The sequence below is a fragment of the Mycobacterium sp. ZZG genome (genome assembly GCF_054786995.1).
Window position 1 is genome coordinate 77,244 of the sequence record NZ_JBTBFV010000007.1, and the last position, 20,055, is coordinate 97,298.

A 20,055-nucleotide genomic window follows, 5' to 3' on the forward strand; every position below is an offset into this window, starting at 1 on the left:
GAGTTTCCTGTCGCCGACCGGGGCACACTGGAGCCATGGACCCGGTCACAGCGTTGCGCCAGATCGCGTACTACAAGGACCGAGCGCGGGAGGATCCGCGTCGGGTGATGGCCTACCGCAACGCAGCCGATGTGGTCGAGGCGCTCACCGACGCCCAGCGCGAGAAGCACGGCGCCGCCGACAGTTGGCAGTCGCTCCCGAAGATCGGGCCGAAGACCGCCAAGGTCATCGCCCAGGCCTGGGCCGGTCACGAACCCGACGTCCTGGTGGAACTGCGGGAGGCCGCCCCGGATCTCGGGGGCGGCGACATCCGCGCCGCGCTGCGCGGTGACCTGCACGTGCACTCCAACTGGTCGGACGGGTCCGCGCCGATCGAGGAGATGATGCTGGCCGCACGCGACCTCGGCCACGAGTACTGTGCGCTCACCGACCACTCGCCGCGGCTGCGGGTGGCCAACGGGCTGTCCCCGGAGCGGCTGCGCGAACAACTCGAGGTCATCGACGAGATCCGCGAAAAGGTCGCTCCCATGCGGATTCTCACGGGCATCGAGGTCGACATCCTCGAAGACGGCTCACTCGACCAGGAACCCGAACTCCTCGAGCGTCTCGACGTCGTCGTCGCCAGCGTGCACTCCAAGCTCGCGATGGACGCCCCCGCGATGACCCGGCGCATGCTCAAAGCCGTCACCAACCCGCACACCGACGTGCTCGGTCACTGCACCGGGCGACTCGTCACCGGCGGACGCGGCATCCGGGCCGAATCGAAGTTCGACGCCGAGAAGGTGTTCACCGCCTGTCGCGACGCCGGCACCGCCGTCGAGATCAACTCTCGTCCCGAGCGGCGCGACCCGCCGACCCGTCTGCTCACGTTGGCGATGGACATCGGCTGCGTGTTCGCCATCGACACCGATTCCCACGCACCCGGCCAGTTGGAGTTCCTCGGTTACGGCGCACAACGCGCCCTCGACGTCGGTCTGGAACCGGGACGCATCGTCAACACCTGGTCCGCGGACGATCTGCTGGAGTGGACCCGCTCCGGTTAGCCGGGCTGCGCTCCAGCGACTGACGGTGTGTACACGTCCCGAACGGAACCGGATCACCCGAACCGTTGTACCGGTGAACGGTCGGATCAGTCGGGAAGCGTGGGCATCTCCACGCCCGGGTCACGGCCGACCAGCACCCCGCGGGTCAAGGCCGCGTTGCCGTAACGTCCGCGCACCTTGTCGATGGTCAGGTCGATGGCCAGTGAGTCCTCGGCGTCGAGGGCCGGACCGAACGGCAGCTCGAGCTGTTGCGCGCCGTCGCGGTCGATGTTGCACACCGCGAAGCCGATCAGCGTCAGTCCGCGCTCGGAGATCAGCGGCCTTGCGGCCGCCACCAGGCCGCGTGCGGCGCCGAGGATCGCGTCCGTCGACGCCGTGGCCCTCGGCATGGTGTGCGACCGGGTCGCGCGGCCGAAGTCGGCGAACCGCAACCGCAGCACCACGGTGCGTCCGGAACGGCCGGCCTTGCGCATCCGCCGGGTGATCCGGTCGACCAGATTCACCACCACCGCGTCCACCTCGTCGGCGGACATCGCGCTGCCCGCCCGGCCCAGCGCGCGCTGCGCGCCGACCGACCGCCGCCGATGCCCGGTCACCACGCGGCGCCGATCGACGTTGTGCGACAGCGCGAACAGCTGACGGCCCATGGCGCCGCCGACCAGTGACCCCAGTGTGGTCTCGCTCAGCTCGGCCACATCGGCCACGGTCTCGATCCCGTGCGCGCGCAGCTTGTCGGCGGTCTTGGCGCCGACACCCCACAGCCGGCGCACCGGGAGCGGATGCAGGAACGCCAGTTCCCGGTCGGGCGGCACCAGCAGCAGGCCGTCCGGTTTGGCCTCCTGGCTGGCCACCTTGGCGAGGAACTTGGTGCGCGCGATCCCGACCGTGATCGGCAGCCCGACCTCGTCACGCACCCGTTCGCGCAGGCGGGCACCGATCTGCACCGGGGTGCCCGACACCCGCCGCAGGCCCGAGACATCGAGAAACGCCTCGTCGACGGACAGCGGTTCCACGACGGGAGTGGTGTCGTGGAAGACCTCGAACACGGCCGCGCTGGCCTGCGAATAGGCCGCCATACGAGGCGGCACCACGATGGCCTGCGGACACAGGGCCCGCGCCTGCCGGCCGCCCATCGCGGTACGCACCCCGTAGGCCTTGGCTTCGTAGCTGGCGGCCAGCACCACACCCCCGCCGACGATCACCGGCCGTCCGCGCAGCGACGGATCGTCGCGCTGCTCGACCGAGGCGTAGAACGAGTCGAGATCAGCGTGCAGGACGGCCGCGGTGGACACGAACATATGTTCGCATCACGCACCGACAGGTCAGTCCGCCGTGCCGTAGATGCTGGTGGTCCAGATGTGCACCAGGTTGTCGAGCACGCGGTGATCGGGAATGGACGGCTGATGGCCGGCGAAGGCGGCGGTCATCACCGACTCGTTCATCAGGTTCAACGCGGTCGACAACTCGCGGGCCGGCACGGTCACCGGCGCGGTCCCGTCGGCGCGCTCGGCCTCGATCACCGCAGCGATGTGGTCGATCCACCGCTGCATCGAGGTCGCCCACAGCGCTCGGGCCTCGGAGTTGGAGTTCTTCACCCCGACGGTCGCGGCGCAGACCGCGCGGTGGGCGCCGAAGGTCTCGACGAAGACGTTGATACCGCGACGCCAGATCGCGCGGCGGTCGGCGGGCCGGTCGGCGATCAACTGTGCCAGCGCGGCATCGGCTTCGGCGATCACGCGCTCCAGCAGCGTGAGCAGCACCGCGTCCTTGGACGGGAAGTAGAAGTAGAACGTGGGCCGCGAGATGCCCGCTCCTTTGGCCAGGTCGTCGACGGAGATCTCGGCCAGGGAACGGTCCTCGAGGAGGCGTTCGGCGGTCTCCAGAATCGCCAGTTCCCGATCGTCACCAGAGGGTCGGGCGGCGCGCCGACCCCGGGCGGGGCGGGCTTGTCGGGCGGCAGTCACAACAGCGACTTTACACTGTGTCGAGTTTCTCAACAGACTGTTGACTGCTTCGACATGGCGTTGATAGCTTGACACCATGACCGAATTTGTCGACGTTGTCATCGTGGGCGCCGGAATCTCCGGTATCAGTGCCGCCTGGCATCTGCAGGATCGCTGCCCGACCAAGAGCTACGTAATCCTGGAGCGGCGGGACAATCTCGGGGGTACCTGGGATCTGTTCAAGTACCCCGGCATCCGTTCCGATTCCGACATGTTCACTCTGGGCTTCCGGTTCAAGCCGTGGACATCGGAGAAGGCCATCGCCGATGGGCCGTCGATCATGGCCTACCTCAAGGAGACGGTCGCCGAGTATGGCATCGACAAGCACATCCGCTACGGGCAGGACGTGAAGTCCGCCGACTGGTCCGACGCCGACAACCGGTGGACCGTGCGGGTCGAGCGCGACGGTGAGCAGATCGAGATCTCCGCGAAGTACCTGATGGCCTGCAGCGGCTACTACAACTACGACGAGGGGTATTCGCCGGAGTTCGCCGGCTCGGACGATTTCGAGGGCACGATCATCCACCCGCAGCACTGGCCGGAGGAGCTGGACTACACGGGCAAGAAGATCGTCGTCATCGGCAGTGGGGCGACCGCGGTGACATTGATTCCGGCGCTGGCGAATTCGGGTGCCGGCCACGTGACGATGCTGCAGCGCTCGCCGACGTACATCGGCTCACTGCCGGACGTGGACCCGTTCACGGTCCGCATGAACAATACCCTGCCCACCAAGGCGGCCTACGTGGTGAACCGGTGGAAGAGCATCATCTTCCAGTCCGTGCAGTATCAGATCGCGCGCAAGTTCCCGAATTTCATGCGTAAGACGTTGATGACGATGGCTGAGCGCCGACTGCCCGCAGGCTACGATGTCGCCAAGCATTTCGGGCCGAGCTACAACCCGTGGGACGAGCGGTTGTGTCTGGCCCCCAACGGCGACCTGTTCAAGACCATCCGGTCCGGCAAGGCCGACGTTGTCACCGACACCATCGAGCGGTTCACCAAGACCGGCATCCAGCTCGCCTCCGGCCAGCACATCGATGCCGACATCATCGTCACGGCAACGGGTTTGAACCTTCAGCTGTTCGGCGGTGCGGCGATCTCCCGCAACGGGGAGCCGCTGGAACTCAACGACTCGATGGCCTACAAGGGCATGATGCTGACCAACATGCCCAACATGTCGTTCACGATCGGCTACACCAACGCGTCGTGGACGCTGAAGGCCGACCTGGTCTCCGAATTCTTCTGCCGTGTCATCAATCACATGGACAGCAAGGGTTATGACACGGTTGAGCCGCGCCATCCCGGTACGGCTGTCGACGAGCGGCCGCTGATGGACTTCACCCCCGGCTATGTGCTGCGGGCGCTCGACTACCTGCCGAAGCAGGGGTCGCGGGCACCGTGGCGGCTCAAGCAGAACTATCTGCTGGACCTGCAGTTGATCCGGCGGGGCAAGGTCGACGACGAGGCGCTGGCGTTCTCGCGGCACCAGGCGCCGGTGACCGCCTCTGCGTGATCGGCGTGATCAGTCTGCGGCGATGACGACGATCCCGTCGTCATCGCTGTAGGCGATGTCGCCGGGCGTGAACACCACCCCGCCGAACTCGACGGCCTCGTCGCGCACGCCCTCACCGGTCTTGGTGCTCTTGCGCGGGTTGGTGCCGAGCGCCTTGATGCCGATGTCGAGTGTGCGCAGCGTGGCCGCGTCCCGGACCGCGCCGTTGACGATCAAACCGGACCACCCGTTGGACCGGCCCAGTTCGGCGATGACGTCGCCGACCAGCGCCGTGTGCACCGATCCGTCCCCGTCGATCACCAGCACCCCGCCGCCGCCGGGTTCCGAGAGCACCGACTTGAGCAGCGCGTTGTCCTCGAAGCACCGCACCGTGGTGATCGGACCGGCGAACTCCGTACGGCCTCCGTACTGGCGGAGCTGCAGGTCACAGCTGCGGACATCGGGGCCGATCTCGTCGACCAGGTCAGCGGTGGGACGCGGAGTCACTGTCACGCGGCGATTATCTCAGTCGCCGTCGTACCCGGCCACGATGACGTCGTGCACGAACTGTGCCAGCCCGGGCTCGGCGTCGTCGTAGTAGCGGGTGAAGCGCTCATCGGCGAGGTACATCTGGGCCAGGCAGCGGTGCATGTCGTCGTCGCAGTCGTAGAACCGTTCGATCGAGTCCCGGTGCCGGACACGGAGTTCCTCGGCGGCAGGCGACCCCGGCGCCACACCGGCCCGCTTGGCCTCGGCCAACGCGGCCAGTAGGGCATCGCCTTCGGCCTTCACCTCGATCCAGTCCTGCTTGGTGAGTTCGGCGCTGCGCTGTTGGGACTGCCGCCACACCTCCGTGCCGCCCCAGCGCTGTTCGGCCTCCTTGGCGTATTCGCCAGAGGCGACGGCGGTTCCGAAGATCTCGATCTGTTCCTCGGCGGTCAGCTGGACCCCGCTGCGATGTGCGTCCATCAGTTCCTCCACTGCTGTGATCATGTGCTGGAGACGGTCGGCCTGCTCCAGCAGCAGCTTGTGCTGGCGTTGCAGGTGCTCGACCACATCGACGGTCGCGTCGTCGAGCAGCGTGCGGATCTCCTCCAGAGGTAGACCCGCACCGCGGTACACGAGCACCAGGTGCAGCCGCTCGACGTCGGCGTCGGTGTACCCGCGGTAGCCCGCACTTGATCGCACGCTGGGCACCACAAGACCGAGGTGGTCGTAATGATGCAGCGTGCGCACCGACACCCCCGTGAGTTCGGCGACGGCGCCGACGGAACGAGTGGTGCTCATGGCATCACTATCGACCCTCACGCCACGTGAGGGTCAAGGGTTTTCGGGTCAGTGCCCGCTGTTGCGCCTTGCGGCCAGCACAACGACCAGGAGGGCCAGGATGCCGGTGACCAGCGCCGCAGCGACCGGCAGACGTGACGAGTCGCGGCTGTCCGGCGGCGCGGGGACGGGCGCCGTGATCGCGGTGCTGGCCGTCGCGACGGTCGACTTCGCTTGCGCCGCAGTCTCTTCAGCAGCCGCGGCCAGATCAACCTTGGCGGCCGGCCCCTTCTTGGCGGGAGCCTTCTTGACGGGCGCGGCTTTCTTCGCCGCAGCCTTCGTCGCGGGAGCTTTAGCCGGAGCCTTCTTGGCCGGGGTCTTCGTCGCCGGAGTCTTCTTGGCCGGTGCGGCTTTTTTCGCCGGCGCGGCCTTCTTGGCGGCAGCCTTCTTCACCGGCGGGGCCGGTGGAGGCACCGCCGGGGTTGCGGCATCGGGACTTTCGTCTGGCCGATCCGGCTGGTCTGCCATCTCTGCTCCTTTGAGAGTGTGTGCACCCGGCAGGGTTCCCATCATGCCAGCTGGCTACCCGGGCTCATCTCGGTGTCAGCCGGTCACCGACAACGTCGCCGCCGCCGCCAACGTCAGCGCCATCAGTGCCAGTTCGGTGTACGCGCGGGTGCGGGACACCGCGGCGGTGCTGCGGTGCGTCCGGGCGGCGGGTAACCACCACCCCCGGTTGCGCCACCCGAGCCCGATGAGCAGCACCGTCAGCGCGATCTTGGCCGACAGCACCCGGCCGTAGCCGGTGGCGTAGAGGTCTCGGTACCCATCCAGCACGCCGGCCCCGGCGGCCGTGCCGCCGACGAGCAGCGCTGCCACGCACACCACCGACAGTTGCGAGAACCGGGGCAGCACCCGGGCCCACTGGCCGCGATGATCGACCGTCAGCACCAGCGCGGCGAGCGCTCCGCACCACAGCGCCGCCGCCAGTGCGTGCACGGCGACCGCAACCCCGCCGACCGGGCTGTCCGCCAAATGCCCGGTCAGCGGGTGTCCCACGATGCCGATGCAGGCCACTCCGGCCGCGACGATGCCCCAGGGCCCCGACGGCGGCGCCGCCGCGGCCAGTACCCCCAGCGACACCGCGGCGATGACCGTGAGCAGACCGGCCCGGCCCACGGCGGTGTGCGCCGCGAACTGCCAGGTCTGGTCCGCGGCGAGACGCATCACCGAGGTGCCCGCCGCCTCGGAGGCCGCGACCACGAGCCGGACCAGTTCGGCCACCGCCCACACCGCCGCCGCGACCACGAGGGGTACGGCGGCGCGCCGGACCAATTCGTCGCGGTGCCGGGCGCCGTCGAGCACGGGCACGGCGGTGAGCCCGAGTGCGACCACGGCGGCGGCATCGGCGAGCGTCCTGACCGCCGCCCCGGCGAGCGGAGCCGACGGGTAGGCCAGCGCCCACGCCGCGACGCAACCCGCCGCGGTGACGAGCAGTCCGCCCGTCACCGCCCTCCCGCGGATCATGACCGGCGCCGAACCGCCCACAACGCGCCGGCCGCGACGAGTGCCACCGCCGCGACCACGAACGGCCAGACCGGGACACTCCCGCTGGCACGGTCGTTCTCGGCGGGTGCCGCCACCGGGCTGGTGTCGGGGACTTCGGCAGTCGGGGACGCAGCGGCGGGCGCCGCCGTGCGGACACGGTAGGACCAGGACCCGGTCACCACGTGGCCGTCGGCGGAGGTGGCGCGGTAGTTCACCGTGTACTCACCCGCCGGCCCGCCGGGCCGGACCGCCACGCCGATGACGGCGCCGTTGACGGTCGGATCGCCGTCCGACCACAGCGCGCCGTCAGGGCCGACCACCGTCATCGCCGCGAACTGGCTCTGCATCGGTTCGTTGAACGTCGCGTTCACCGAGGAGGGCGGCAGCTCCAACTCGGCGTTCTCGCCGGGGTCGCTGGCGATGCGGGCGGCGTGCGCCCACGCCGTTGACGCGGAGCCGAGCGCGCCGGCGGCCAGCCCGAACGTCACGGCGGTGATGAGCAACGCGTGCATGGCACGCTGTACAACAGTCATTCGATTGTGCTTTCTGGAGTCGAGCGGAAGGTTGCGGTCAGCGGTGCGCAGTGACCGGCGGCCCTCGGTGCGACATGGAGAAGGCGAGCAGCAGGGTGGAACGCAGCGGGTGATCGACAGTCCGCACCGCCGTGGTCGTCGCAGCGGCGGGGGCCGCGACGCCGCGAGACCGGAAGATCCGCAGGACAGTCGACAGCGCCAGGCACAGTCGCGCCGCCATCTCGATCAGCACCGCACCGACCACCACCGCGAGGATGTGTGCCGCCGCCATCGCGGAGGCAGGGGGCGCGCTGTGCGGGTGACCGTGCACCGAGAGCACCGCATGCCCGATGACCTGGCCGGCGCCCAGCACGCCCACCAGCACCGGCAGCCGGTCGGTGCGCGGGACTGCCGAGGTCACGGCCGCGACGACCGCGGCGACCAGGACCAGCTGGACAGCCGACGCCCCGACGGGGAGCAGCCCGCCGCCGGCACTGTGCGCCGCCAGGGTCAGGGCTGCCGTGAGCAGCCCTGCAGCCGCGCCGCGCAGTCGCGCCGGGCCTCTGGACAAGAGGGTCAGACCACGCCCAGGCGGGCCATCAGGTCGGCGTCGATGCCGTCGAGTTGCTCGGCGATCGCCGCGTGGGCGGTGCGCCGGCGGGCGGACGGCATGTTCTCGGCGGCGGCCACGGCGGCCCCCAGATCGGTCAGCCGCTCGGTGATCGCATTGACGAACTGCTTGGTCTCGGCGTCCTTGGGCTTCTTCTCGGCGATCATGCGCAGCGATTGCTCGGCGCCGGCGATCCGGGCCGACAGCTGCGCGCCGTGCCCGGAGAACTGGCCGAGCTGACTCAGCGGGACACCGAGCCGGTCGGCGCGGCGTTCGTCGATCAGTCCGCGGGCCGAGATCGACGCGCGGTACACCAGCGGCACCACCACCGGAGCCAGCAGACGCGACACGGTGAGCGCCCGGCGGATCCGGCTGGGCGAGAACAGTTTGCCCTCACGGGCGGCCTTCAATTGCGTCTCAGCAACCTTGAGCGCGGCGCGGTCACTGTCGCGCTGCGCCTTCAGTTGGGATCGCAGCGCGCGGGCCTGCGCCTTCTGCTCGGCTTTGAACCGGCGGACCTCGTTCTTGGCCGACAGTTTCGCTTCCAGCTTGGCCTTGGCCTTGATGGCGCGGGCCTCCGCCTTCCGGGTGGCGCGGGATTTCCGTCGTTTGAACAGACTCATCCCTGCGGCCTCCCAGTCGACTCATCGGCACGTCCGCCGCCGATTCGGCGGTGATGGTGACCAACACTAGCGTTCACGGCCGGACCGGATGTCCCCGCGCCCTGGATGATGGGCCGGTTTGCGCCACGCAGCAAACGGAACAGGCCGGTTGTGCGAGAATCGACCCACATCGGGGTCAGACGGCGGCGCGGTTCGCCGAAGGGTGGTGACAACGTGGGTGGGGGTGCGCGTGTCGCTGCAGCAGCCTGCCTGGTGATTTCCGGGCTGTTGGTCGGTGGTGGCGCCACCGCTTCGGCCGACACCCGCACGCCGGCCGAGGACGTCGCCGACAGCCCCGCCCGCCCCGAGACCCTCGGCGGTGCCGCCGACGGGCGCGACCCCGACGGGGCCAAGCCTGGCGACGATGCCGGGGACGGCCAGGAAGGCGAACCGGACCTGGATCCCGACTCCTCTCCCGATGCGGAGGGGAAGGACGACGGCGGCGACAGCACCGAGTCCCCGCCCGTATCCGACGAGCCCGGCGCCGAGGACGACGGTGCGCTGAGCCCGCGTCCGCCCTGTTGCGAGGGCGCAGACAAGGACTGCGAACCGGGCTGGCCCTGGCCGTGGCCGCCGTGGCCCTGGTCCGACATCCCCGACGACGGGCCCGGATCCGACAACGACTACGGCGAAGGGCCGCCGCAGGGGGTGCCTTCGATCCGGCCGGTGCCGGGCGGGGTCATGCGGCCCGGAGTCGAACCGCCGGTCGGTGAACCCGAGCATCCCGACGTGCTGGACGTGGTGCCCGATGTCGGCGTCGCCGCCGGTGACCTGCCCGAGGCGCCGGTCAGCGTGCCGATCCTGATCACCGTCCCCGCCGTCGGCGGTGCGCCGGGACCTGCCGCTGCCGGCTCGGGTCCCGCGACGTCCGCCGGTCCTCGCCGGTTCGCCGAGAAACCGCCGCCTCGGCAGCAGACCACGACGACCACGGTCGGGGCCGACCTCACTGTCCCCGCGTCGGCCAACCGGGTCGGATACGGCGATTATCTGCGCGGAGCCGGGATATCCCAGATTGCGGCGCTGGCATTGCCCGGACTGGCCGGGTTACTGGTCCTCACCGGGGCCGGGGGGCTGGTCGGTTACCGACAGGCCAGAGCCGGACAAGGAGTGCGCACCGCCGCCACCGCGCGCTTCATGAACTGACAGTGGCGCCCATCCCGCCGGGACGGGCGCGCATAGTGGACTCCACCGAGAGGAGGATTCATGCCCGCGAGCCGCAGCGTCACCGGAGCGGTCAGTGACGTGCTCGCCCTGGCCCCGCGCCATGGCGAGGTGTCACTACCGCGTCTGGTCGAAGCCGTCAGTGAAAACCGGGGCAGGCCCATCGAACTCGCCACGGCCGAACTGCCGCCGGGTGTGTGCGGACAGTGGCGGCAGTACGCCGACCATGACGTTTTCCTGATCCAGCAGGGGCTGCCCGCCTGGGATCGAACGCTGGCCCACGAACTCGGGCATCTCGTGCTGGGTCACGAGGGGATCCCGGTGGTGCAGGCGGCGAGGCAGAGCACCGAGCTGGCCAGCTCGGAACTCATCGGCTACATGCTCAATCAGCGCACCGGTTGCATGGGACCCAGCGGGGAGGACGCCGAGCAGGAGGCAGAGGACTTCGCCGCACTGCTGATCTACCGGCTCGGACGGCTGCCTTCGGACCGATCCTCGATCGTCCAGGTCCGTCTCGGAGAGGCGTTTGGTTGATCGTCTGGGTGATCGCCGGTCTCCTGGGGCTGGCCACCGGCCTGCGTATCGGCTGGGCACTGGTCAACAAGCAGTCCCTGGTGAGCACGGCGATGATCTTGGCGCTGGGCAGCCTCGCCCTGGTCGCCGCACTGAACTGGCAGCCGCTGACCCTGTTGATCGACACCCTGCTGCGTTGGCCGAACATCTCGATGGGGCTCAGCCAAGTGGCGCTGGTGGCCTGCGCGGCCGGCAGCTGCGTGATGATCACGACGGTGTCGTCCAACCGCGCCCCCGCCACCGTCAGACGGATCGCGATGTTCCAGTACGGCGTCGCCGCGGTGATCGCCGCCTTCAGTTTCGGGATGTTCCTGGCGGCGGGGCAACAGCCCGAGATGGCGCCCGACGAATATCTGCGGCGCAACCTCGGGATCGGCGGCAATGCGCTGCCGTGGCTGCTTCCGCTGCTCTATGTGCTGCTGGCGCTCAGCCTGGTGGTGTGGGCCGGACTGCGCCATTCCAATCGGACCCGCCGGGGCCGGGCGCTGTTCGTTTTCACCGTCGGCATCGTGCTGATCGTGCTAGCGCTGGCGTTCTTCCTGCTGCGGGCGGTCGGCACCTCCGGACCGGTCGGGGTCGGTGCGGCGGCGACGCTGCTGGGCTGCGCGATGCTGATCGTCGCGGCCGGCTCCCTGCTGCCCAGCTTGGAGGACTGGTTCGGCGCGCGCCGGGAGCTGCGCACGATCCAGCCCCTGCTCGATGAGCTCGGCCGCCGCCATCCCGATGTCGGGATCGGGGTCCGTCCACGGGGCCCGCTCGTCTTTCGCGTCGCCGAACGCATGTCTCTGATCTCCGACGCGCTGTTCCTGGAGGCCACCGCCGCAGACGGCGCGCTGCGCACGGTAGAAAGCAACGGCGCCGACGTCACCGACCTTGACGAGCTCGTGGAGCGGGCGCGGCTGGAGGCACCGGACGCCTCACCGACCGAGCAGGCGGCCGCGATTGCGGCATGGATCTACGAGGGGCGGCACGGAGCCGCAGGGGCGGGGCGGGAGAGATTCCCCGGTTTGGCATGGCTTCGTCAGCCCGCAACGTACTCGGATCGAGAGTGGATCCTGGAGATCGCCCGCCAGTACCGGCGGCTGACCGCGGATGCCGATGACGCCGTCCCGGAACACGCTGGCCGGGGTGCGGTTGCCGACTGAATGTCGCGCCCGCGACAGGGTTAAACGTCGAGGTTTTCGCGGCGACGCAGTTCGTCGACCTTCTGCACGATGTCCTGCTTGGCCTCGGCCGACAGTCCGACCGTCCTGGCCGCAATCTTGCGGACGCCTTCGTCCCGCATCCCGGCGAGCAGCGTCAGCTCCTTGTCGAGCTTCTCGTAGTACTCGTCGTCGGTGAAGTACGCGGGCTTGATGCGGAAGAAGTTGGCAAGCGCGGCCATGGTAGCCACCGACGGGTTGGTGCGGTTGCCGGAACGCAGCTGCGACAGGTACGGGGCGGACATGGTCACCCCCTCGGCCTTGAGCGCTGCGATCACCTCGGCCGAGGTGTGCGGCCCGCGTCCGGGCGGGTAGACCGTGTCAAACAAGCGGTTGAGGCGAGCGGCAAACGTATTGCTCATTGGGATGACCTCCACATACAGGCGAGCGGGTTCATAGGGCGGCGTATTTGCTGATTATCGTAGCGACAGTTGTGGCCACAACCAAGTGCAAACCGGGTAAAAGTCGTCCCGGTCGGCGCTGTGACGTGCCGCTGCTGGCGTGAACGGCGTCGGTATTCGCACCTCGCACCGCCATAGTACGGTGCGGTTAAGCAAATACTAACGGCTCCGTAGCCAGCATACGCACGTCTCTTTGACAGCTGCAGTCACATAAGTTGCCTCATGTACCGTCGGCAACGATCGCAGAAGGGGTGGCGCAGACCACGTTTGGTTTGCTGGAGGCTGGGTGTCCCTGGGTTCTGCCCAGCGCCGGCAAGTCGCTTCTCGGCATGTGATACGGCAAACGTCCGCGTCCGCGGTGTGACGCACCTCTCGTCACGGTGTCAGTAGCCAGTGGCAGGCCGGCAGGGATGATCCGCCACCGGCCTGTGCGGCGCGGCCGGTTCGCCTGAGGACCGACACGCCCGCAGCGGTCTGGTACCGGAAGGGCCGTCAGGCGGCCAGCAGCATCGCGAGGATCGCGGTGTCGGGATGGCTGATCGGATCCACCCCGACGCGGCTGACCATCGAGGTCACCGTGCCGTCGGATTCGGCCTCGACCCATGCGGCGCGGTGTTCGAGACCCAGGTGCGGCAGCCCGGGCAGCAGCACGCAGCCCGACGCCGCGCCGGTGCACTCGGGAAGTGACGGCGTGGTCTCCGAGGGGGGATGCAGCATCATCAGCGCCGGGGGCTGACGATCGGCGAAGTGGCCGGGGGGCACCGCCGAGTCCCCGACCACGGTGCCCTCGGCGAGCACCAGCCCGACCGTGCAGGGCTCGGGCTCCTCGGGCAGTTCCTCGCGCACCCCGAAGATCGTGGTGGTGGACAGCAGCCCCGGCATCGACGCGACGCGGACCGCCACCATGAGCAGCTGTGCCCACTCCTTGGTGGAGTCGGGCCACCGGCCCGAGACGACGAACCCTTTGAGAGATCCGCGTGAATGAAACGGGGCGATCTCGATCGCCCGTCCGGACCCGAACTCCATTTCGCCTCCTGGCATCCAGACCAACGCCCGACACGCCTCTGGGTCGATTGGCACAGAATGCGGCACAAGCCTGTTGGCAGACAAGAGGACACGACTGCTAGCTGGACAAACAAAACCCGGCTCGGTCGACGACCGAGCCGGGCAGGCGTTGGTGGGGTGGGTCAGGCAGGCGGGTAGACGCCCATCTGCTTGCCCTTGTCGGTCTGCCAGAAGATGTCGGCGATCTCGTCGATCGTCTTCAGCAGCTTCTCGGCGACGGCCACGTCGAGCGACTTCTTGACGTCGCCGGCACCGTGCACGCCGTCCCAGAAGAGCTGGTGCAGGTTCGGGAATTGCTCGAAGTGGTCCTTGGTGAAGAAGTCGGCCCACAGCACCATCAGGTGGTGTTTGACCTCTTCGGCCTGACGTTCCTTGATGATGATGGCGCGGGTCTTGAAGTGCTCATCGTCGGAGTCGTGGTATTTCTGGATCGTCTTGAGGCAGGACAGCGCCTCGATCTTGGCCTGCGCGGGGTCGTAGACGCCGCAGTACAGATCGCAGTGGGCGTGGGCAGGGGTTGCGTTGGCGAACAGTCGATGCAGCATGGCCCTAACTTACCCTTAGGCGATGCGGCGAAGCCATGGGCCACAGGACTCCGGGTTCGACTGGCCGGTGCGCCGTTTCGTGGTGGTGGAGGACTCCATGTTGCCCACGCTGAAGCCCGGGGACATGTTGCTGGCGTGGCGTGACGGGCGGCCCCGCGAAGGGCAGTTGAGGATCTTCCGGCATCCGAACACGTCGACCCGCTGGCTGGTCAAACGCGTAGGCGACGTCTACGGGTCGGTGTTCGAGGCCCGGTCGGACAATCCGCGTGCGGCAGGGGCGAGCGATTCTCACGATTTCGGACCGGTGGCGGCCTCGGGCAGTTACCGCGTGCTGTGGCGGCTGCCGGGAAGCGCGCGCGGGTGAACGTGGGGGACGGTCAGTACAGGACGATCAGCGCAAGGATGCCGAGCAGGACCAGGGCGATGAGCCCGGCCCGCATGCAGGCCATCAACTGACTGCGGGTGTAGACACGCGCGGAGGACGGCCACTCCGACGGCTGGAAGGCCGACCCCGAATCCATCGAAGACGACGCCATCAGACGCTCCTCCTGTGCACGCTGTTTACCTCCCCGGACCCTGCGCTCAGTGAGATCAGTCACAAGCCCACTCGTGTGACGGCGATCATAACCCCTTGTGATCGCGCTGAGAAGTCGACTGGCAAATGCTGTCACTTAACACCGTGTGACGCCAAATTGGTTAGCACGGCAACGTATTTCGCTCGGGGCGATCGTGGCCTGTTGATCGCGTAGGCGGTGGGCGGGCAGGTTATCCACAGAAACCCCGGCGGACTGGGGCGGGCTCTGTGGATGAAGCTGTGGAAACTGTGGATAGTGTCGTCCGGGCGATTATTGCTGCTCTCCCGTCCTGGCCACCCGGGCGGAGCGCGTGCCAGCATGAAGTCATGGATGACACCGACGTGCGGCAGGTGGCGATCGGCGACGTTCCGGTCGAGTTCGACGAGAATGTGGTTCTGCTGGACGTGCGCGAGGACGACGAGTGGCAGCGAGGCCACGCGCCGGGCGCCCAGCACATCCCGATGGGGGAGGTGCCCGCGCGGATGGCCGAGATCGACAACAAGGCGCAGTTGTTCGTGGTCTGCCATGCCGGCGGCCGCTCGCAGCGGGTCGCGCAATACCTGGTCCGCAACGGCTACGAACCGGTCAACGTCACCGGCGGCATGCTGGCCTGGGCGGGGGCGGGACGCCCTGTGGTCACCGACGCCGGAGATGCCGGCACGGTCTGACTTACTCTGGTCCGATGATCCAAGTGTGTTCCCAGTGCGGGACGCGGTGGAACGTGCGCGACCGGCAGCGGGTGTGGTGCCCGCGCTGTCGTGGCACCCTGCTCGCACCGTCTGGCCACGCTTCCGGATCCGAATGGCGCAGCCCGGCCCGGGACGCCGCGCCGCAGGGTCAGCGGCTCCCGTCCGGTTACCGCTGGGTGGCCGTCCGGCCCGGCGCGCCGCCGCGTCCGCGCCGTGGGCGCCGTGACCTCGGTCCCACCCCCCGATACCAGACCATCCCGCGCTGGGGCCTGGTCGAGCAGTTCGACACCCCGGTCGAGCAGACCGCCCCGCGCACCGGGCCGTCGGCGACCGCGGTCCGGATGACGCTGGTGATGGCGGCCGCCGCGCTGGGTGCCGCCGCGTTCGTCCATCTCGTGCGCTACGTGCTGCTGATCATCAACCGCTCGGTGCTGCTGCACCCGTGGATCGCCGGAGCGGCCACCTGGGGTGGCGTCGCGGTCAGTGTGGTGGCGGCGTTCATGACGGTCGCCGGCATCGTCGTGCTGTTGAACTGGCTGATCGCACGGCGGGCGGCGGCGTTCGGTCATCTCGGCCAGCCGGAACCCAGATCCAGGTGGATGCTGCGCCTGGGCTGCCTGATCCCGTTCGTCAACCTGCTGTGGGCCCCGGTCTTCGTGACCGAACTCGCCGGCGCCGAAGAGCGACAGCGCCGGCTGCAGAGACCGATCCTGCTGTGGTGGCTGCTCTGGGTCGCGAGCACCGCGGTGTCGGTGTTCGCGTTCGCGACCAGTTTCACCGCCGACCCGCAGGGCATCGCGGACAACACGGTCGCCACGGTCGTCGCGTATCTGGTCGCCGCCGCCGCGGTGCTCGCCGCGTTACGCGTGTTCCTCGGTTTCGAGCGGCAGCCGGTGGAGCGGCCGTCCCGGCGCTGGGTCATGGTCGAGGCCATGCCCGGCAAACCGGCCCACCGAGCCGTCGCCGAGGACGAAGGAAACCCCGACGCCCCGGGCCGATCCGAGGACTCCGTGGACGCCGAACCCGCGCGTGCGGTTGAGCGCTCCGGGGCGAACCCGGCAGCATAGCCCCATGAGCTCCGGCGGGACGTTCGGCGGTCATCCATTCGTGGTCGCTCACCGAGGTGCGTCGGCGGATCGCCCGGAGCACACCAGGGCGGCCTACGAGCTTGCGTTGGAGGAGGGCGCCGACGCGGTCGAATGCGACGTGCGACTGACCCGCGACGGGCATCTGGTGTGCCTGCACGACCGCAGGCTGGACCGCACGTCGAACGGAACCGGCCTGGTCTCCGAGATGACGCTGGCGCAGCTGCGCGATCTCGACTTCGGTTCCTGGCACCCCGGTTCGAAGGCGGACGGCAGCACCGGGGGCACCGGGCTGCTGACGCTCGAAGAACTCGTCACGTTGGTCCTGGACTGGAACCGGCCGGTGAAGATGTTCATCGAGACGAAGCACCCCGTCCGGTACGGCGCACTGGTGGAGAGCAAGGTGCTCGCGCTGTTGCACCGGTTCGGTATCGCGGCACCGGCATCCGCCGATCTGGCGCGCGCGGTGGTGATGTCTTTCTCCGCGGCCGCGGTGTGGCGAGTGCGGCGGGCGGCCCCGATGCTGCCCACGGTGCTGCTCGGGGAGACCTCGCGTTTCCTCGGTGGCGGTGCGGCCACCACAGTCGGCGCCACCGCGGTGGGGCCTAGCATCGCGACCCTGCGCGAATACCCGGAGCTCGTCGACCGGGCGGCCGCCCAGGGCCGCGCGCTGTACTGCTGGACCGTCGACCACTACGAGGACGTGCAGTACTGCCGTGACCTCGGAGTGGCCTGGATCGCGACCAACCACCCGGGCCGCACCAAGTCGTGGCTCCAGACCGGGGCGACCGGCGTCGAACGCGACTAGAGCGCGCCGCCGGCGGCCTTCGGTGCCGTCGAGTCCGCCGACGGCGCGGCGATCTCACGCGCGACGTAGTCCTCCAGGTGGAACAGGTCCGAGCCCGCCCGTTCGGCGATGCGGACCAGCGTGGTCATCAACGAGACCTCTTCCACCTGCTCCTTCAGGAACCACTGCATGAACTGCTCGCCGAGGTAGTCGCCCTCGTCGCGGGCGGTGGCGGCCAGACTGCTGATCTGCTCGGTCACGGCACGCTCGAGATCGAGCGCCAAGGCGATGGCGTCGCGGGGTGTGTCGAACGCGTTGCGCACCGGATCGACTGCGGGGATCTCGGCCTCGACGCCGCGGTCGATCAGGTACTGCACCAGCATCATCGCGTGATTGCGCTCCTCGACCGACTGGCGATAGAAGAACTTGGCCAGTTGCGGTAGGTCGGAGCTGTCGAAATACACCGCGATCGCGAGATACTGCTGGGACGCACCGAGTTCGCTGCGCACCTGGTCGTTGAGGAGCCGGTGGAACTTGGTGTCGAGGGCGTCGATGGCGGCGGCGGAAGTCATGGCCCGAGAATAGACCAGGTCATACCTGCTTTTCAGCAAAGGTCATCCTTACCGAGGCAAGTTTCGCCTTAGTAAGGATGGGCATGGTGACGTGGCCTACACAATTTGCTGGCTGGCGCCAAGATGTCTACAGACGTCTACCGGCGGCCGGCGTCGATGACGTCCTGAGGGATGGGTGAGTCCGACGCCAATGCGGAGAACAGCCGCTGCGCGGCGTCGGTGTCCCAGACCACGATGGATCCCGATCCGTTGGAGGTGAACTCTCCGATCGGCACCGTCACGTTCACGACGTCGCCGCGCAACCCCCACGCCAGCCGGGCGAGGTCCCACACGTGGTCGCCGTCGTCGACGGCCACGGTGTCCGCCGCGGCCCGCAGCATCGGATACCAGCGCAGCGGGTTGAGCAGCACGGTCGGGCTGGACGCGCGTTCCACCAGCGCGGCCATGAACTGGCGCTGGTTGGCCATCCGGTCCAGATCCGCGCGTGGGGTGGCGCGGGACCGCACGAAGCCCAGCGCCGACCGCCCGTCGAGGCGCTGGCATCCGGCGGGCAGGTCGATGCCGGCCAGCGGGTCGCTGATCGGCTCCGCCGGACACATCGTCACCCCGCCGACGGCGTCGACCAGCCCCGCGAACCCGCCGAAGCCGATCTCGGCGTAGTGGTCGATACGCAGACCGGTCGACGCCTCGACGGTCTGCGCGAGCAACTGCGGACCACCGGCGGAGAATGCGGCGTTGATCTTGTCGCTGCCGTAGCCAGGGATCGAGACGTAGGAATCCCGGGGGATCGACACCATCGTGGCCGGAGTGCTGCCGCCCAGGCCGGGCAGATGCACCAGCAGGATCGTGTCGGTGCGGCCACCGCCGAGTTCACCGCCGGTGGCCAGCGCGGCCTGCTGCTCGGGAGTCAGGCCCTCGCGGGCATCGGAACCGACCAGCAGCCAGGTGGTGCCCTTGCCCTGTGCGGGGCGATCGGCCAGACCGGTCAGCGCGGGCACCCGGGTCAGCGACGAATCGATCCACACGCCGGCGGCGACCGTGCCGACGGCGGCCACCAGCACGAGCACCGCCGCGATGCGGAGCAGACGGCGCAGCCGCCGGGGTTTTCTGCGGGCAGCTGCCGGGGGCGGGGGTGGTGCGGGAGCGGTCTTTCGTTGCCGTGGCGGCGGAGGCGGCGGCGGTGGTGAGGCCGGTCGCGGCCGGGCGGGCGGCGGGTTGGGCGACGGTGGGTGACGCGTCGGCGGAGACGGTGGCGGCGCGACCGGCGGCGCCGGCCTGCGCGGCGGCGTCGGCGGGTTGGGCGGCCACACGGGACGGTAGTTCGGGTCGCGCCGGATCACCTGTGACGGCTCACGACGGCCCTGGCCTGGGCGCGGAGGAGGAGGCGGAACCGGCCCCGGGAGCGGCGGCCGCTTGTCGGTCACGACAAGAATGTACGCGCCGGCGCTGTCGGCAGCGGTGTCGCCGCACGGTCAGAGTAGCCAGCTGATCTGGTCGTAGAGCAGCGAATACCCGACGAACGCAACCGCGTCGATCAGGGTGTGCGCGATGATCAGCGGCCACAGTCGACCGGTGCGCTGGTACACGTAACCGAACACCAGGCCCATCGCGATATTGCCCAGACCGGCTCCGAAGCCCTGATAGAGGTGGTAGATCCCGCGCAGCACGCTCGAGGCGAGCAGCGCCGTCCACGGGTTGACCTGCAGTTGGCGCAGCCGGGTCAGCAAGAATCCGACCACGACCACCTCCTCGGCCCAGCCGTTGCCGAAGGACAGCAGCAACAGCAGTGGAATCCGCCACCAGGTGTCGTTGAGTTCGGCAGGCTCGACGGACGCGTTGAGTCCGAGCAGCCGGGCGATCTGGTACAGCGCCAGCCCGGGCACCCCGATCAGCAGCGCCAGCCCGACGCCGCCGAGAACATCTGCGCGCCAACGGATCGGGGCCAGACCGATGCGGGCCGGACCGTCTCCGCCGCGCCACAGCAGGTACACCGCCAGTGCGCCCCAGGCCAGCAGCTGGAACAGCACGGCCAGGTTCAAGCCGAGGTCGATCAGGTCGAACGGTGAGCGGATCGGGTTGAGCGCCACGATCTGATCGGACAAACCGAGCAGGACGCTCTCGATGAGGCGCAGCAGCGCGGTGTAGCCGCTGAGGGCGAACGTCACCGCCAGCACGACACCGATCTCGACGCGCAGTGCGCGCCGCTGCTCGTCGGTCGGTCCTTCTGCGGTCACGCCCACCGCAGACACGGTAGTGGCCGCGTC

24 protein-coding genes and 1 pseudogene are annotated in these 20,055 nt (G+C 69.0%); 9 read left to right on the forward strand and 16 right to left on the reverse strand.

Annotated elements, in window-relative coordinates; genetic code table 11:
* Positions 1–35 precede the first annotated feature (35 nt).
* Positions 36–1,043, forward strand: a complete 1,008-nt coding sequence (locus tag ACXMYJ_RS06755) for a PHP domain-containing protein (RefSeq protein ID WP_260755854.1) — start codon at positions 36–38, stop codon at positions 1,041–1,043.
* A gap of 86 nt (positions 1,044–1,129) precedes the next feature.
* Here ACXMYJ_RS06755 and dinB read toward each other — a convergent pair whose 3' ends face one another.
* Positions 1,130–2,341, reverse strand: coding sequence for a DNA polymerase IV (dinB, locus tag ACXMYJ_RS06760; protein ID WP_260755853.1), 1,212 nt, complete (start codon positions 2,339–2,341; stop codon positions 1,130–1,132).
* Positions 2,342–2,365: 24 nt separating this feature from the next.
* Positions 2,366–3,007, reverse strand: coding sequence for a TetR/AcrR family transcriptional regulator (locus ACXMYJ_RS06765; protein ID WP_260755852.1), 642 nt, complete (start codon positions 3,005–3,007; stop codon positions 2,366–2,368).
* Positions 3,008–3,083: 76 nt separating this feature from the next.
* On the opposite strand from ACXMYJ_RS06765, the gene ACXMYJ_RS06770 reads away from it, so the two are divergent.
* A complete protein-coding gene (locus ACXMYJ_RS06770; RefSeq protein ID WP_460354890.1) occupies positions 3,084–4,559 on the forward strand; it encodes a flavin-containing monooxygenase in 1,476 nt (491 codons plus the stop codon).
* A 9-nt stretch (positions 4,560–4,568) separates the two neighbouring features.
* Here ACXMYJ_RS06770 and rraA read toward each other — a convergent pair whose 3' ends face one another.
* The 7 genes and pseudogenes from rraA to ACXMYJ_RS06805 form a co-directional block, all read right to left on the reverse strand.
* Positions 4,569–5,051, reverse strand: coding sequence for a ribonuclease E activity regulator RraA (gene rraA, locus ACXMYJ_RS06775; RefSeq protein ID WP_260755850.1), 483 nt, complete (start codon positions 5,049–5,051; stop codon positions 4,569–4,571).
* Positions 5,052–5,063: 12 nt separating this feature from the next.
* Positions 5,064–5,825, reverse strand: a complete 762-nt coding sequence (locus ACXMYJ_RS06780) for a MerR family transcriptional regulator (RefSeq protein ID WP_260755849.1) — start codon at positions 5,823–5,825, stop codon at positions 5,064–5,066.
* A gap of 309 nt (positions 5,826–6,134) precedes the next feature.
* A pseudogene (locus tag ACXMYJ_RS06785) lies at positions 6,135–6,260 on the reverse strand (hypothetical protein); the annotation flags it as partial.
* Between the two features lie 147 nt (positions 6,261–6,407).
* Positions 6,408–7,331: a CopD family protein gene (locus ACXMYJ_RS06790; RefSeq protein ID WP_460354894.1), complete on the reverse strand. Its 924-nt coding sequence runs from the start codon at positions 7,329–7,331 to the stop codon at positions 6,408–6,410.
* A complete protein-coding gene (locus ACXMYJ_RS06795) occupies positions 7,328–7,885 on the reverse strand; it encodes a copper resistance CopC family protein (RefSeq protein ID WP_260755846.1) in 558 nt (185 codons plus the stop codon). The genes ACXMYJ_RS06790 and ACXMYJ_RS06795 overlap by 4 nt, the downstream gene beginning before the upstream one ends.
* A gap of 37 nt (positions 7,886–7,922) precedes the next feature.
* Complete coding sequence (locus ACXMYJ_RS06800) at positions 7,923–8,435, reverse strand: hypothetical protein (RefSeq protein WP_260755845.1); 513 nt, start codon at positions 8,433–8,435, stop codon at positions 7,923–7,925.
* Positions 8,436–8,440: 5 nt separating this feature from the next.
* On the reverse strand, positions 8,441–9,097 hold the full coding sequence (locus ACXMYJ_RS06805; protein WP_260755844.1) for a DUF6474 family protein: 657 nt from the start codon (positions 9,095–9,097) through the stop codon (positions 8,441–8,443).
* 213 nt (positions 9,098–9,310) lie between these two features.
* Between ACXMYJ_RS06805 and ACXMYJ_RS06810 the strand changes: the two genes are divergently transcribed.
* The 3 genes from ACXMYJ_RS06810 to ACXMYJ_RS06820 are packed head-to-tail and all read left to right on the forward strand — an operon-like array spanning position 9,311 to position 12,015.
* The gene (locus tag ACXMYJ_RS06810; protein WP_260755843.1) at positions 9,311–10,279 is read left to right on the forward strand and encodes a hypothetical protein; all 969 of its coding nucleotides are present in this window, start codon (positions 9,311–9,313) and stop codon (positions 10,277–10,279) included.
* 60 nt (positions 10,280–10,339) lie between these two features.
* A complete protein-coding gene (locus ACXMYJ_RS06815; protein ID WP_460354897.1) occupies positions 10,340–10,831 on the forward strand; it encodes an ImmA/IrrE family metallo-endopeptidase in 492 nt (163 codons plus the stop codon).
* A complete protein-coding gene (locus ACXMYJ_RS06820) occupies positions 10,828–12,015 on the forward strand; it encodes a hypothetical protein (RefSeq protein WP_260755841.1) in 1,188 nt (395 codons plus the stop codon). Before ACXMYJ_RS06815 ends, ACXMYJ_RS06820 begins: the two co-directional genes overlap by 4 nt.
* A 20-nt stretch (positions 12,016–12,035) precedes the next feature.
* Here the strand turns inward: ACXMYJ_RS06820 and ACXMYJ_RS06825 are convergent, their stop codons facing one another.
* From ACXMYJ_RS06825 to sodN, 3 genes are all read right to left on the reverse strand, one after another.
* A complete protein-coding gene (locus ACXMYJ_RS06825; RefSeq protein ID WP_260755840.1) occupies positions 12,036–12,434 on the reverse strand; it encodes a helix-turn-helix domain-containing protein in 399 nt (132 codons plus the stop codon).
* Between the two features lie 531 nt (positions 12,435–12,965).
* On the reverse strand, positions 12,966–13,499 hold the full coding sequence (locus tag ACXMYJ_RS06830) for a peptidase (RefSeq protein WP_260755839.1): 534 nt from the start codon (positions 13,497–13,499) through the stop codon (positions 12,966–12,968).
* Between the two features lie 161 nt (positions 13,500–13,660).
* On the reverse strand, positions 13,661–14,083 hold the full coding sequence (gene sodN / locus ACXMYJ_RS06835) for a superoxide dismutase, Ni (protein ID WP_260755838.1): 423 nt from the start codon (positions 14,081–14,083) through the stop codon (positions 13,661–13,663).
* Between the two features lie 22 nt (positions 14,084–14,105).
* Between sodN and ACXMYJ_RS06840 the strand changes: the two genes are divergently transcribed.
* Entirely contained in the window at positions 14,106–14,447 is a 342-nt protein-coding gene (locus ACXMYJ_RS06840; protein WP_313901351.1) for a S24/S26 family peptidase, read from the forward strand.
* 13 nt (positions 14,448–14,460) lie between these two features.
* On the opposite strand, the gene ACXMYJ_RS06845 is transcribed toward ACXMYJ_RS06840, so the two are convergent.
* A complete protein-coding gene (locus ACXMYJ_RS06845) occupies positions 14,461–14,619 on the reverse strand; it encodes a hypothetical protein (protein ID WP_460354901.1) in 159 nt (52 codons plus the stop codon).
* A 365-nt stretch (positions 14,620–14,984) separates the two neighbouring features.
* Here ACXMYJ_RS06845 and ACXMYJ_RS06850 point away from each other — a divergent pair, with 365 nt between their 5' ends.
* From ACXMYJ_RS06850 to ACXMYJ_RS06860, 3 genes are read left to right on the forward strand one after another with little or no spacing between them, the layout of a single operon-like run.
* Entirely contained in the window at positions 14,985–15,326 is a 342-nt protein-coding gene (locus tag ACXMYJ_RS06850; protein ID WP_460354903.1) for a rhodanese-like domain-containing protein, read from the forward strand.
* A 14-nt stretch (positions 15,327–15,340) separates the two neighbouring features.
* The gene (locus ACXMYJ_RS06855) at positions 15,341–16,414 is read left to right on the forward strand and encodes a DUF4328 domain-containing protein (protein ID WP_460354905.1); all 1,074 of its coding nucleotides are present in this window, start codon (positions 15,341–15,343) and stop codon (positions 16,412–16,414) included.
* A 4-nt stretch (positions 16,415–16,418) separates the two neighbouring features.
* A complete protein-coding gene (locus ACXMYJ_RS06860; RefSeq protein WP_460354907.1) occupies positions 16,419–17,240 on the forward strand; it encodes a glycerophosphodiester phosphodiesterase in 822 nt (273 codons plus the stop codon).
* Here ACXMYJ_RS06860 and ACXMYJ_RS06865 read toward each other — a convergent pair.
* From ACXMYJ_RS06865 to ACXMYJ_RS06875, 3 genes are all read right to left on the reverse strand, one after another.
* Positions 17,237–17,791, reverse strand: a complete 555-nt coding sequence (locus ACXMYJ_RS06865) for a ferritin (protein ID WP_460354910.1) — start codon at positions 17,789–17,791, stop codon at positions 17,237–17,239. The genes ACXMYJ_RS06860 and ACXMYJ_RS06865 overlap by 4 nt on opposite strands.
* A 137-nt stretch (positions 17,792–17,928) precedes the next feature.
* Positions 17,929–19,215, reverse strand: a complete 1,287-nt coding sequence (locus ACXMYJ_RS06870) for an LCP family protein (protein WP_460354913.1) — start codon at positions 19,213–19,215, stop codon at positions 17,929–17,931.
* A 48-nt stretch (positions 19,216–19,263) separates the two neighbouring features.
* Positions 19,264–20,031, reverse strand: coding sequence for a CPBP family intramembrane glutamic endopeptidase (locus tag ACXMYJ_RS06875; protein WP_260755832.1), 768 nt, complete (start codon positions 20,029–20,031; stop codon positions 19,264–19,266).
* Positions 20,032–20,055 lie beyond the last annotated feature (24 nt).